The organism is Stutzerimonas sp. LR2, from assembly GCF_055755175.1.
On sequence record NZ_JBVTRR010000003.1, the window covers coordinates 388,811 to 401,168 of the forward strand.

Sequence of the window (12,358 nt, forward strand, 5' to 3'; positions counted from 1 at the left end):
ATTAGCCGTGTCGGTTATGCGTAGCTCATTGCCGCTCCAGCTCGTTGCGCAACCACTCCGCCAGACGCTCGGCGCGCCTGTCGACTCGCCGCGCGGGCACCCAGAGCGCCAGTCTGGCGCGGGTCTCGACGAAGCCCCAGGGCGCCAGCAGACGACCCTGGCGCAAGTCGTCGGCCACCAGCTGCTGTGGCGCGATGGCCACGCCGAGGCCGGCCAGCGCCGCTTCCAGCAGGAAATACAGGTGCTCGAAGCTCTGTCCCAGACGCAGCCGCGCCGGATCCAGCCCCTGCTGACGCGCCCAGTTCGGCCAGGCCTGCGGCCGCGAGGCGGTGTGCAGCAGCGTCTCGTCGAGCACAGCCGACGGCGGCGCGCCGCGAAGGTCGGCACAGCGTGGATGGTAGGGGCTGAGCACCGGGCCGATGCGCTCGGCGGCCAGCTCGAACACCTGCATGTCCGCCGGCCAGGGCGGTTCGGCGTACCACAGCGTGGCGTCCAGCCCCGGCTTGCGCGGGTCCAGCTCGCCTTCGCTGGCCGACAGTTGCAGGCGCAATTCCGGCAGGTCGCGATTGAGCCGATCCAGCCGCGGGATGAACCAGCGCGCCAGCAGACTGCCCGGGCAACCGAGCACGAACGGCGCCTCGGCGGTCTGGCGCTGCAGCTCGGCGCAGGTGCTGCGCAGACGCTCGAAGGCTTCGCTGGCGGCATCACGCAGCCGCGCACCGGCATCGGTGAGTTTTACGCCGCGCCCTTCCTTGACGAACAGGCCAACGCCAAGCTGCTCTTCGAGCTGCTTGACCTGCCGACTGATCGCTCCGTGGGTCACGTGCAGCTCGCGCGCCGCTTCGCTCAGACTGCCCAGCCGGGCGGCAGCCTCGAAGGCTCGCAATGCGTTGAGAGGAGGTAGATCGCGCGCCATATCCGTGAGTTTTCCTGACAGGTTGCGTCGATCTTATCGCTTTTATCCGGGCGGCCATAGCCGTACCCTGACACCATCGCATCTGCCGGCCCGCGCTCGGCAGCCCGCCTACACAGGAGTCCGACATGACCTCATACCGCAACGGCCCTGACGCCAAGGGCCTGTTCGGCCACTTCGGTGGTCAGTACGTCGCCGAAACGCTGATGCCGCTCATCCACGAGCTGGCCGCCGAGTACGAAAAAGCCAAGGCCGACCCCGAGTTCGCCAAGGAGCTCGCCTACTTCCAGCGCGACTACGTGGGCCGCCCCTCGCCGCTGTACTTCGCCGAGCGCCTGACCGAACACTGCGGCGGCGCGAAGATCTACCTCAAGCGCGAAGAGCTCAACCACACCGGCGCGCACAAGATCAACAACTGCATCGGCCAGATCCTGCTGGCCAAGCGCATGGGCAAGCAGCGCATCATCGCCGAGACCGGCGCCGGCATGCACGGCGTGGCCACTGCCACCGTGGCCGCGCGCTTCGGCATGCAGTGCGTGATCTACATGGGCACCACCGACATCGACCGCCAGCAGGCCAACGTCTTCCGCATGAAGCTCCTGGGCGCCGAAGTGATTCCGGTCACCGCCGGCACCGGCACCCTGAAGGACGCGATGAACGAAGCCCTGCGCGACTGGGTGACCAACGTCCACAACACCTTCTACCTGATCGGCACCGTCGCCGGACCGCACCCCTACCCCGCCATGGTCCGCGACTTCCAGGCCGTGATCGGCAAGGAAACCCGCGAGCAGATGATGGAAAAGGAAGGTCGCCTGCCCGACTCGCTGGTGGCCTGTATCGGTGGCGGCTCCAATGCCATGGGCCTGTTCCATCCGTTCCTGGATGACGCCAGTGTGAAGATCATCGGCGTCGAGGCGGCCGGGCACGGTATCGAGACCGGCCAGCACGCGGCGAGCCTGAACGGCGGCGTACCCGGCGTACTGCACGGCAACCGCACCTTCCTCCTGCAGAACGAGGATGGCCAGATCATCGACGCCCACTCGATCTCCGCCGGCCTGGACTACCCCGGCATCGGCCCGGAACACGCCTGGCTGCACGACATCGGCCGCGTCGAGTACACCTCGATCACCGACAAGGAAGCGCTCAAGGCTTTCCATACCTGCTGCCGCCTGGAAGGCATCATCCCGGCGCTGGAGTCCTCCCACGCGCTGGCTGAAGTCTTCAAGCGCGCGCCTGGTTTGCCGAAGGATCACCTGATGGTGGTCAACCTCTCCGGCCGCGGCGACAAGGACATGCAGACCGTCATGCACCACTACGACGAACAGGAAGAACACATATGAGCCGCCTGCAGACGCGCTTCGACGAGCTGAAACAACAGAACCGCGCCGCACTGGTGACCTTCATCACCGCCGGCGATCCGGACTACGCCACCTCGCTGCAGATCCTCAAGGGCCTGCCGGCCGCGGGTGCCGACGTCATCGAACTGGGCATGCCCTTCACCGACCCGATGGCCGACGGCCCGGCGATCCAGCTGGCCAACATCCGCGCCCTGGCCGCCAAGCAGGACCTGGCCAAGACGCTGCAGATGGTTCGTGAATTCCGCCAGGACAACCAGACCACCCCGATCGTGCTGATGGGCTACTTCAATCCCATCCACAAGATGGGCGTGGAGCGCTTCATCGCCGAGGCGGTGGAAGCCGGCGTCGACGGCCTGATCGTGGTCGACCTGCCGCCGGAGCACAACGAAGACCTCTGCGACCCGGCCCAGGCCGCGGGCATCGACTTCATCCGCCTGACCACCCCGACCACCGATGACAAGCGCCTGCCCGTGGTACTCAACGGCAGCTCCGGCTTCGTCTATTACGTCTCGGTGGCCGGCGTGACCGGTGCCGGTTCGGCGACGCTCGAGCATGTCGAGGAAGCCGTGGCGCGCCTCAAGCGCCATACCGAGCTGCCGGTTTGCGTCGGCTTCGGCATCCGCACGCCGGAACAGGCCGCCGCCATCGCCCGGCTGACCGAAGGGGTGGTAGTGGGCTCGGCGCTGATCGATCAGATCGCCAATGCCAAGAGCAACGCACAGGCCGTCGAAGGCGTGCTGGAACTGTGCCGCCAGATCAGTACCGGCGTGCGCAGCGCCCGCGCCTGACCGCAACGTCGCCCTGCAGAGCACCGCCGCCCGGTCGATCCGGGCGGCGGTTTTTTTTGCCTGTGTTCTTTGGCAAGGCCAACTCGGCTGCCGTGCACAGCGCTTTACCCTTCTGAAAAAAATCAGCCCCGCCTGCGCTGCCTTCGATGCACCTGAACGGTGCGCAAGGGCGTGGGATTTCCGCGCTCTGCGTCCCTTTGCCAGACACGGCGCAGGCCGGCTTACGCACCACGGCGAAGCAGCGGTTGCCTCGAGAAAAGGCACCCACCGCTGTTGCCGAAACGGCATCGGCGTGCTCGATATTCTCTGCTTTTGAGTACAAGCGGCGCGCCGGATACTGCGCTCGCCGGTCGCCATTCCGCGGTCGGCAGAGCAGGATCGAGCCATGAATGAATCCCTTTGCGCCCGCCATCTCGAAGCCGCCGCGCTGCCGCTGATCGACATCGCCGGGCTGTTTTCTCCCGATCTCGACGAGCGCGCCGCCGTGGCCGAACGCATCGGTGCGGCCTGTCGCGAGGTCGGTTTCTTCTGTATCGCCAACCATGGCGTCGACGCGGCGCTGCAGCAGGCGGTGTTCGAGCAGGCGCGGGCCTTCTTTGCCCTGCCGGAAGCCGGCAAGCGCGCACTGGACAAGGTGTTCTCGAAGGCCAATCGCGGCTATGAGCCGTTGCGCGGGCAGGTGCTGGAAGCCGGTGCGCCGGCCGATCTCAAGGAGGGCTTCTACATCGGCGAGGAGCTGGCCGAGGACGACCCGCGGGTACTGGCCGGGCGTTTCAACCACGGTGCCAACCAGTGGCCGATCGAGCTCGCGGAGTTTCGCCCGACGATGGAGCGCTATCGCGACGCGATGAATGCGCTGGCGAATCGGCTGATGAGGGCCATCGCGCTGTCGCTGCAACTGCCGGAGGATCATTTCGCCGGCTTCTGCCGCGACTCCATGAGCACCCTGCGCCTGCTGCATTACCCGCCGCAGCCGGCCAATGCCGCGCCCGGCGAAAAGGGCTGTGGCGCGCATACCGATTTCGGCGGGCTGACGCTGCTTCTGCAGGACGAGAACCCCGGCCTGCAGGTCTGGGATCGCCACAGCAAGAGCTGGATTCACGCAGTGCCCGTGCCCGGCACCTATGTGGTCAATCTGGGCGACATGATCGCCCGCTGGACCAACGACCAGTACCGTTCGACGCTGCACCGGGTGGTCAACATGTCCGGACGCGAGCGCTACAGCGTGCCGTTCTTCTTCAGCGGCAACCCGGACCATGTGGTCGAGTGCCTGCCGACCTGCCTCGCGCCCGGCGAGGCGCCGCGCTACCCCGCGGTGACGGTGGAAGAACACCACCGCGAGATGTACCGGAGGACCTATGGCTGACATCGTCCTCATCCACGGGGCCTGGGCCGGTAGCTGGGTCTGGGATTCGCTGCAGGATGGCCTGCGCAGCGCCGGCCACCGACCGCACGCGCTCGACCTGCCAGGCAACGGCAGCGACGCCACGCCACTCGCCGAGGTCTCGCTGCAGCGCTACGTCGAACATGTCGGCGCGCTGATCGAGACGCTGCCCGGCCCGATCCATCTGGTCGCGCATTCCGGCGGCGGCATCACCGCCACTGCCGTGGCCGAACGTTATGCCGAGCGCATCGCCGGGGTCACCTATGTCGCCGGCATGATGCTGCCCAGCGGCATGGGCTTCGGCGAACTCTGTGCCGAGCTCGCCCGCGACTTTCCCGAGGTCAGCGGCATCGGCCCCTATCTCGAGGCCGCGCCCGGCGGCAGCCGCGTACCGGGCGATGCCGCCTGCGCCCTGTTCTTTCACGATGCACCGGCAGTGGCCGCGATCACTGCCGCGCGCCGCCTGACAGTGCAGCCCGACGGCGGCCGCGATATCGCCGCACAGTGGACGGCCGCGCGTTTCGGTCGTCTGCCGCGGCTGTATATCGAAGCCACGCAGGACCGCTCCGTGCTGCCACGGGTGCAGCAGCGCATGCAGCAACTGGTGCCGGGTGCCGAGCGCGTGCGCCTCGATTGTGGCCATGCGCCGCAACTGGCCATGCCCGACGCGCTGCTCGCCGCCCTGCTGGATTTCTTCGCGCGCCAACCACATCCCGTGCGCTGACCCGTTTATTGCATCGCGCTCAACACGCCGAACCTTCAAGGAGCTTCACCATGTTCAACAGAACCCTGCTCGCCAGCGCCCTGTTCGCGCTGTTCAGCCAATCCGCCCTGGCCGCCGACAAGGTGCGCTGGCTCAACGACTGGCTGCCGGCCGGCGACAAGGCGGCGATCTACCTCGGTGTCGAACAGGGCCTGTTCGCCGCCGAAGGCATCGAAGTGGAAATCGCCAGCGCCCGCGGTGGCAGCGACGTGGTGACCAAGCTGGCCACCAACAGCGCCGACTTCGGCTCGGCCGGCCTGGCCTCGCTGCTGCAGGCCAAGGCCCAGGGCGAGGTGCCGGTGGTCGCGGTGGCGCCGATCTACAACAAGCAGCCGGACGCCTTCTTCACCACCGAAGGTTCGGGGATCGATAGCTTCAAGGACATCGTCGGCAAGACGGTCGCCACCCCGACCTTCTCCGCCTCCAACGTGGTCTGGCCGCTGCTGCTGGAGCGCAACGGCATCGACCCGGCCAGCGTCAAGCTGCTCAAGCTCGACCCCGGCGCGCTGGCACCGATGCTCGCCACCGGCAAGGTGGACGCCACCATCAACTGGCTGACCGTCGCGCCCGGCTTCGTCCGTGCCCTCGGCGAGGCGGACAAGACGCTGAAGACCATCCCCTGGTCGGAATACGGCTTCGAGGGCTACGGCCTGTCGCTGGTAGCGTCGCAGCGCTTCGTGCAGAGCCATCCCGAGGTCGCCAAGAAGTTCGTCAAGGCCTACCGGCAGGCACAGAAGAACGCCATCGCCGACCCGGCTGCAGCGGCCGCCGCGCTGAAAAAGAGGGTTGCCGAAGTCGACCAGCAGCAGGCCGAAGAGCAGTTCGCCGCCTCGGTACCGCTGATGCAGAACGAGATCAGCGATGCCGAAGGCCCGGGCTTCGACGCCAAGCGTCTGGCCACCACCTGGGAATGGGTCGCCAAGGCGCAGGGCATGCAGATTGATGCCCTCGACCCGGCCAGCGCCATCGACACCAGCCTGAGCGAGTGAAGCCATGAACGCTGCCGTCCTGCCCGCCACGCCGCGCCCCAACATCAGCTTCGATCGGGTCAGCCAGGTTTTCACCTCCTCCGATGGCAGCGAGGTGGTGGCGCTGGACAACGCCAGTTTCGACATCGGCCGCCACGAGTTCATCGCCGTGCTCGGCCCCTCGGGCTGCGGCAAGTCCACGCTGCTGCGCATCCTCGCCGGGCTGGTGCGACCGACCCACGGCCAGGTCAGCATCTACGGCAGCCCGGTGGACGGCCCGCGCGACGAGATCGGCATCGTCTTCCAGAAGCCGACGCTGCTGCCCTGGCTGAACATCCGCGACAACCTGACCTTTCCCATGCGCCACAAGTACGGCCGTGTCACCGCCCAGGAGATCACCCGCGGCGAGGAGCTTCTGGAACTGGTGGGGCTCAAGGAATTCGGCAACAAGCGCCCGGACGAACTCTCCGGCGGCATGCAGCAGCGCGCGGCGATTGCCCGGGCATTGCTGCACGACCCGGAAATCCTGCTGATGGACGAGCCGTTCTCGGCACTCGACGCCCTGACCCGCGACGAGCTGAGCCTGGAGCTGCTGAATATCTGGACCCAGCGTCCGAAGACGGTGCTGTTCATCACCCACTCGATTCCCGAAGCGCTGCTGCTGGCCGACCGCATCCTGGTGATGTCGGCACGCCCCGGCCGCGTTCAGGAAATCATCGATGTCGACCTGCCGCGTCCGCGGTCCATGCAGACCCTCACGGAGCCCCGTTTCAATGAGCTCGCCAACCATATCCGCCGCAAGGTCTTCTCGCGCCATGCCGACCATTAAGCCCAGGACACATCGCCTGAAGACGCAGGCCGATCGCCTCGCGCCCTGGCTCGCCTTCGTCGTCCTGCTGCTGGTCTGGGAGGCGGCCTGCCGCCTGCTCAAGCTGCCAAGCTTCGTGCTGCCCTCGCCCAGCGCCATTCTCGCGGCGACGCAGAAGGTCGGCCTCGGTGCCTGGGCCGAGCACATCTTCGCCACCCTGCGGGTGACACTGATGGGCTACGGCCTGTCGATCCTGATCGGCATCCCGCTGGCCATCGCGCTGGCGTCCTCGCGACTGATGTCGCGCACGCTCTATCCCCTGTTGGTGATCGTGCAGTCCACACCCATCGTCGCGGTAGCGCCGATCATCGTGGTGGTGATGGGCGCCGGCGACCTGCCGCGGGTGTTCATCACCTTCCTGATCGCCTTCTTCCCCATCGTCGTGTCCTGCGTCACCGGCCTCCTGGCGACGCCGGAAGAGCTGGTGGAACTGTCGCGCTCGCTGGGCGCGTCGAAGGCCCGCGAGTACCGCAACATCCGCCTGCCCTATGCGATTCCACACCTGTTCTCGGCGCTGCGCATCTCCATCACCCTGGCGGTGATTGGCGCGGTGGTCGCCGAGTTCGTCGCGGCGGAAAAAGGCCTGGGCTACTTCATCAACTTCTCCACCTCGATGTTCCAGGTGCCGCAAGCCTTCGCCGCGTTGATGATGCTGGTGGTGATCAGCCTGCTGCTGTTCCACCTGATCGGGCTGCTGCAGAAGGTCTACTTTCCCTGGAGCCTGCCCAAGGCGGGGCACTGAAGCCCACCACCTCTTCATCTCAGTCTGGATAACGCCATGCCTCTCGACGATCTCGCCCTGCTGCGCAAAAGCTTCGACGTCGCCCGCCGCGCGCTGGAAAACGGCACCCATCCGTTCGGCGCCATCCTGGTCGGGCCGGACGGTGAGGTGCTGCTGGAACAGGGCAACGCCTACATGCCCGACCACGACATGACCGGCCATGCCGAGCGGGTGCTGATGACCCGAGCCTCGACCCGCTACACGCCGGAATTCCTCTCGCGCTGCACCATGTACACCTCCGCCGAACCCTGCGCCATGTGCGCGGGTGCCGCCTACTGGGTCGGTCTTGGGCGCGTGGTCTACGGCCTTTCCGAGCGCAGCCTGAAGGACCTCACCGGCAACCATCCGGAAAACCCGACGCTGGATTTGCCGTGCCGCATCGTCTTCGACGCCGGCCAGCGCAAGGTCGAGGTGCTCGGCCCGCTGCTGGAGGACGAGGCGGCCGCCCTGCACGAAGGCATCTGGTAGGCAGCGCCAGAATCAGGCAAGCGCCCGGCAGGATCGCCATAACGCCGGCACCGTCCTCCATCGCAGTATTCGAACCACGGCGTCACCGACGTCGCCCGAATCCACCTGCGGAGGACAACCCCCATGTCGAACATCACCGGCAAAATCGTACTCATCACCGGCGCCAGCAGCGGCATCGGTGAAGCCACGGCCCGCCTGCTGGCGGCCCAGGGCGCAACCGTCGTGCTGGGCGCGCGGCGTCTCGAACGGCTGGAAAAGCTGGTCGCCGAGATCGGCGAACGCGGTGGCGTTGCCGCCTGCCGCGCGCTGGACGTAACCAGCCGCGAGGACACCCAGGCCTTCGTCGACTTCGCCGAACAGCGCTTCGGCCGCGTCGACGTGATCATCAACAACGCCGGGGTGATGCCGCTTTCGCCGCTGGATGCGCTGAAGGTCGACGAGTGGAACCGCATGATCGACGTGAACATCCGTGGCGTGCTGCACGGCATCGCCGCCGGCCTGCCGCTGATGCAGCGCCAGCGCGCCGGCCAGTTCGTCAACATCGCCTCCATCGGCGCCTACGCGGTGAGCCCGACCGCGGCGGTGTACTGCGCCACCAAGTACGCGGTGCGCGCCATCTCCGAGGGCCTGCGTCAGGAGGTCGGCGGCGATATTCGCGTGACCCTGGTTTCGCCCGGCGTCACCGAATCGGAACTGGCCGAGAGCATTTCCGATGACACCGCCCGCTCGGCCATGGACGACTTCCGCCGCATCGCCATTCCGGCCGACGCCATCGCCCGCGCCATCGCCTATGCCATCGACCAGCCGGCCGATGTCGACGTCAGCGAGCTGGTGGTGCGTCCCACCGCCAGCCCCTACTGAGGACGCCGCCATGAGCCTTCATACCAGCAACACCCTGGCCGCGGCATACCTGGCCGTGTTCGGCTCGCTTACCCTCGCCTCGCTGGACGCCGCCGGCAACGAGCGCCACGAGCGTGGCATGGCGGTCATCGAGCACCTGTCCGGCGGGGCCGGGCAACCGGTGCTCGAGGCGCTGCGCGAGGACTATCCGTTTCTCGCCGAGGGCATCACCGGCTATGCGCTGGGCGATGTCTGGGGACGCAGCGAACTGGATGACCGGACCCGCCAGCTGGCCGCGGTCGCCGCCTTCGCCGCCCAGGGCAATCTGCCCTACATGAAGATCCACGCCGGCTACGCGCTGCGCCTGGGCGTGAGCCGTGAGGAGCTGAAGGAGGTGGTCTACCTGACCACCGTGACGGCCGGCTTTCCCCGCGCCATCGATGCCGCCCAGGCATTGCGCGAGGTGCCGGACCCGGCGTCGCGCTGAATTAAGCGGTGCTGCGCAGCCGGGCCAGATCCTTCACCGGCGAGGCGCCGAACAGCCGGCTGTACTCACGGCTGAACTGCGAGGGGCTTTCGTAGCCGACCCGGTAGCCGGCGCTGGACACATCGAGCCCCTCGGCGATCAGCAGCCGCCGCGCCTCCTGCAGGCGCAGCTGCTTCTGGTACTGCAGCGGGCTCATCGAGGTGAGCGCCTTGAAACGGTGATGCAGCGTCGAGCTGCTGAGGTTGACCCGCTGCGCCAGTTCCTCGATGCGCAGCGGCTCGACGTAATTGCGGTTCAGCCATTCGATCGCGCGGGTGACGCGATGGCCCTGGCTGTCGCGCACCGCGATCTCGTGCAGGTGCCGCCCCTGGCGACCGCAGAGCAGGCGGTAGAAGATCTCGCGCATGGCCAGCGGTGCCAGCACCGGGATGTCCTGCGGGCTGGCCAAGAGCCGCACCAGGCGCAGCGTGGCGTCGAGCAACGGCGCATCGATGCGGTCCAGATAGACCCCGCGTGCAGCCCCTTCCACGGGCTGGCTCAACGGCGCGCTTTCAGCCACCAGGGTAGCGACCATCGCCGGGTCGATATCCAGGCGGATACAGAGGTACGGCTCGCCGGACGAGGCCTCCAGCACGCGACCGGCCACCGGCACGGTGACCGAGACCACCAGGTAATGCAGCGCATCGTAGGTGTAGAGCTCATCGCCCAGGCGCACCTCCTTGCTGCCCTGCACGATGATGCACAGCGCCGGCTTGTGCAGCCCGTGCACCAGTTCGCTCGGTGCGCTGCAGCGGATCAGGAAGAGATCGTCGATGGCGGTGGGATGCATGCCGTCGTCGCGCACGAGGCCATCGATCAGCCGCGCCAGGGCGGCACGCTGGGCAATCGTTTCCTCGGCGGAATGAAGGTCCAGTTGGTTCATTTGCAGGAGACCCTGGGGAGGCAGAGAGGCGTTCAGCTTAGCAGGCCGATCACGGCGCGGTCGTTACGCCCCATGGCGGTGCAGCGACTCGTCCACCTCGCGGAGTGAGGCACCAAAGCGATGCAACGGCTACCATCGTCCTGTGAACGCCGGGCAACACAACGCCCGCAGTCACGCCGCACCTCATTTCCTGACTGCCTGGCCAGCTTTTTGCTACAGCCCTGGCCATGAAGAACCCAGCGGATGCCTCCATGCCCGAATCCCAGACCGCGCGCCTCCAGCTCTGCGGCATCACCAAACAGTACCCAGGCTGCCTGGCCAACGACCGTATCGACCTGTCGATCCAGCCGGGCGAAATCCACGCCCTGCTCGGCGAGAACGGCGCCGGCAAGAGCACCCTGATGAAGATCATCTACGGCGTCACCCAGCCGGACGCCGGCGCGATCCACTGGCAGGGCGAACGGGTGACCATGCGCGACCCGGCCCAGGCCCGCGAACGCGGCATCGGCATGGTGTTCCAGCACTTCTCGCTGTTCGAGACGCTCTCGGTGGCGGAGAACATCGCCCTGGCGCTGGGCGCCAAGGCCGGTACGCCGAAGCAGCTGGAGCCGAAGATCCGCGAGGTCTCGCAACGCTACGGCATGCCGCTGGAGCCGCAACGGCTGGTGCACAGCCTGTCCATCGGCGAGCGCCAGCGGGTAGAGATCGTCCGTTGCCTGATGCAGGACATCCGCCTGCTGATCCTCGACGAACCGACCTCGGTGCTCACCCCGCAGGAGGCCGACGAGCTGTTCGTCACCCTGCGCCGGCTGGCGGCCGAGGGCTGCAGCATCCTGTTCATCAGCCACAAGCTCAATGAAGTGCGCGCGCTGTGCCAGAGCGCCACGGTGCTGCGCGGCGGTCGCGTGTCCGGTGAATGCATCCCCGCCGAATGCTCGGACCTGGAACTGGCGCGGCTGATGGTCGGCGATGCCGAGGGGCTGGAAGCCGAATACCCGAAGAGCGAGGGCCGCGCGCCGTTCCTGCGCGTGGAGCGGCTGTCCTGGCACAACGCCGATCCGTTCGGCGTATCCCTCGAAGAGGTCGACCTGGAGGTACGCGCCGGCGAGATCGTCGGCATCGCCGGAGTCGCCGGCAACGGCCAGGACGAACTGCTCGCCCTGCTCAGTGGCGAACAGCGCCTGCCGGCCGCACAGGCCATGCGCATTCGTTTTCTCGGTGACGATGTCGCCCACCTGCGCCCCGACGCCCGCCGTCGCCACGGCATGGCCTTCGTGCCGGCCGAACGCCTCGGTCACGGCGCGGTGCCGAGCATGAGCCTGGCCGACAACGGCCTGCTCACAGCCTTCCAGCAGACCGGCATGGTCGAGCGCGGCCTGATCCGCCGCGGCAAGGTGCGCGCCTTCGCCGAGCAGGTCATCCAGCGTTTCGCCGTGAAGACACCGGACGCACAGACCCCGGCGGCAAGTCTGTCCGGCGGCAACCTGCAGAAATTCATCCTCGGGCGCGAGATCCTGCAGCAGCCGAAGCTGCTGATCGCCGCGCACCCGACCTGGGGCGTGGATGTCGGCGCGGCGGCGGCGATCCACCGCGCGCTGATCGAACTGCGCGATGCCGGCGCGGCGATTCTGGTGATCTCCGAAGACCTCGAGGAGCTGTTCCAGATCAGCGACCGCATCGCCGCCCTGAGCGACGGCCGGCTGTCGCCACAGCGCGCCACCGCCAGCACCTGCCCGGTCGAAGTCGGCCGCTGGATGGCCGGCCAGTTCGACACCAGCGACGCCCCCGTTTCCACCTCTGCCGCCTGACGAGAACCCA

The 12,358-nt window shown here is 67.4% G+C and carries 13 protein-coding genes; 11 read left to right on the forward strand and 2 right to left on the reverse strand.

Annotation, left to right across the window (positions count from 1 at the left end):
• Window positions 1–25: 25 nt before the first annotated feature.
• Entirely contained in the window at window positions 26–916 is an 891-nt protein-coding gene (locus ACVRRC_RS12715; RefSeq protein WP_011913996.1) for a LysR family transcriptional regulator, read from the reverse strand.
• Between the two features lie 125 nt (window positions 917–1,041).
• On the opposite strand from ACVRRC_RS12715, the gene trpB reads away from it, so the two are divergent.
• The 10 genes from trpB (at window position 1,042) to ACVRRC_RS12765 (ending at window position 9,618) form a co-directional block, all read left to right on the forward strand.
• Complete coding sequence (gene trpB, locus ACVRRC_RS12720; protein WP_011913997.1) at window positions 1,042–2,253, forward strand: tryptophan synthase subunit beta; 1,212 nt, start codon at window positions 1,042–1,044, stop codon at window positions 2,251–2,253.
• Entirely contained in the window at window positions 2,250–3,059 is an 810-nt protein-coding gene (trpA, locus tag ACVRRC_RS12725) for a tryptophan synthase subunit alpha (RefSeq protein WP_045632375.1), read from the forward strand. Before trpB ends, trpA begins: the two co-directional genes overlap by 4 nt.
• 385 nt (window positions 3,060–3,444) lie before the next feature.
• Complete coding sequence (locus tag ACVRRC_RS12730; protein WP_048329629.1) at window positions 3,445–4,425, forward strand: isopenicillin N synthase family dioxygenase; 981 nt, start codon at window positions 3,445–3,447, stop codon at window positions 4,423–4,425.
• The gene (locus tag ACVRRC_RS12735; RefSeq protein ID WP_048329630.1) at window positions 4,418–5,167 is read left to right on the forward strand and encodes an alpha/beta fold hydrolase; all 750 of its coding nucleotides are present in this window, start codon (window positions 4,418–4,420) and stop codon (window positions 5,165–5,167) included. The genes ACVRRC_RS12730 and ACVRRC_RS12735 overlap by 8 nt, the downstream gene beginning before the upstream one ends.
• 50 nt (window positions 5,168–5,217) lie before the next feature.
• The gene (locus ACVRRC_RS12740) at window positions 5,218–6,195 is read left to right on the forward strand and encodes an ABC transporter substrate-binding protein (RefSeq protein ID WP_048329631.1); all 978 of its coding nucleotides are present in this window, start codon (window positions 5,218–5,220) and stop codon (window positions 6,193–6,195) included.
• Window positions 6,196–6,199: 4 nt separating this feature from the next.
• Entirely contained in the window at window positions 6,200–7,003 is an 804-nt protein-coding gene (locus ACVRRC_RS12745) for an ABC transporter ATP-binding protein (protein WP_013983528.1), read from the forward strand.
• Window positions 6,990–7,784 carry an ABC transporter permease gene (locus ACVRRC_RS12750; RefSeq protein WP_048329632.1) on the forward strand — a complete coding sequence of 265 codons (795 nt, stop codon included), beginning with the start codon at window positions 6,990–6,992 and terminating at the stop codon, window positions 7,782–7,784. Before ACVRRC_RS12745 ends, ACVRRC_RS12750 begins: the two co-directional genes overlap by 14 nt.
• Before the next feature lie 36 nt (window positions 7,785–7,820).
• On the forward strand, window positions 7,821–8,291 hold the full coding sequence (locus tag ACVRRC_RS12755) for a nucleoside deaminase (RefSeq protein WP_003280143.1): 471 nt from the start codon (window positions 7,821–7,823) through the stop codon (window positions 8,289–8,291).
• 123 nt (window positions 8,292–8,414) lie between these two features.
• A complete protein-coding gene (locus ACVRRC_RS12760) occupies window positions 8,415–9,152 on the forward strand; it encodes an SDR family oxidoreductase (protein ID WP_019405899.1) in 738 nt (245 codons plus the stop codon).
• A 10-nt stretch (window positions 9,153–9,162) separates the two neighbouring features.
• Window positions 9,163–9,618, forward strand: coding sequence for a carboxymuconolactone decarboxylase family protein (locus ACVRRC_RS12765; protein ID WP_011914005.1), 456 nt, complete (start codon window positions 9,163–9,165; stop codon window positions 9,616–9,618).
• 1 nt (window position 9,619) lies between these two features.
• Here ACVRRC_RS12765 and ACVRRC_RS12770 read toward each other — a convergent pair whose 3' ends face one another.
• Window positions 9,620–10,540, reverse strand: coding sequence for an AraC family transcriptional regulator (locus tag ACVRRC_RS12770; RefSeq protein ID WP_013983532.1), 921 nt, complete (start codon window positions 10,538–10,540; stop codon window positions 9,620–9,622).
• 251 nt (window positions 10,541–10,791) lie between these two features.
• Here ACVRRC_RS12770 and ACVRRC_RS12775 point away from each other — a divergent pair, with 251 nt between their 5' ends.
• Entirely contained in the window at window positions 10,792–12,348 is a 1,557-nt protein-coding gene (locus ACVRRC_RS12775) for an ABC transporter ATP-binding protein (RefSeq protein WP_048329633.1), read from the forward strand.
• Window positions 12,349–12,358: the final 10 nt, after the last annotated feature.

Excerpts from the sequence above, each read along its gene's own strand:
- ACVRRC_RS12715 (WP_011913996.1), bottom strand. The coding sequence starts at position 916 with ATGGCGCGCGATCTACCTCCTCTCAACGCATTGCGAGCCTTCGAGGCT.
- trpB (WP_011913997.1), top strand. The coding sequence starts at position 1,042 with ATGACCTCATACCGCAACGGCCCTGACGCCAAGGGCCTGTTCGGCCAC.
- trpA (WP_045632375.1), top strand. The coding sequence starts at position 2,250 with ATGAGCCGCCTGCAGACGCGCTTCGACGAGCTGAAACAACAGAACCGC.
- ACVRRC_RS12730 (WP_048329629.1), top strand. The coding sequence starts at position 3,445 with ATGAATGAATCCCTTTGCGCCCGCCATCTCGAAGCCGCCGCGCTGCCG.
- ACVRRC_RS12735 (WP_048329630.1), top strand. The coding sequence starts at position 4,418 with ATGGCTGACATCGTCCTCATCCACGGGGCCTGGGCCGGTAGCTGGGTC.
- ACVRRC_RS12740 (WP_048329631.1), top strand. The coding sequence starts at position 5,218 with ATGTTCAACAGAACCCTGCTCGCCAGCGCCCTGTTCGCGCTGTTCAGC.
- ACVRRC_RS12745 (WP_013983528.1), top strand. The coding sequence starts at position 6,200 with ATGAACGCTGCCGTCCTGCCCGCCACGCCGCGCCCCAACATCAGCTTC.
- ACVRRC_RS12750 (WP_048329632.1), top strand. The coding sequence starts at position 6,990 with ATGCCGACCATTAAGCCCAGGACACATCGCCTGAAGACGCAGGCCGAT.
- ACVRRC_RS12755 (WP_003280143.1), top strand. The coding sequence starts at position 7,821 with ATGCCTCTCGACGATCTCGCCCTGCTGCGCAAAAGCTTCGACGTCGCC.
- ACVRRC_RS12760 (WP_019405899.1), top strand. The coding sequence starts at position 8,415 with ATGTCGAACATCACCGGCAAAATCGTACTCATCACCGGCGCCAGCAGC.
- ACVRRC_RS12765 (WP_011914005.1), top strand. The coding sequence starts at position 9,163 with ATGAGCCTTCATACCAGCAACACCCTGGCCGCGGCATACCTGGCCGTG.
- ACVRRC_RS12770 (WP_013983532.1), bottom strand. The coding sequence starts at position 10,540 with ATGAACCAACTGGACCTTCATTCCGCCGAGGAAACGATTGCCCAGCGT.
- ACVRRC_RS12775 (WP_048329633.1), top strand. The coding sequence starts at position 10,792 with ATGCCCGAATCCCAGACCGCGCGCCTCCAGCTCTGCGGCATCACCAAA.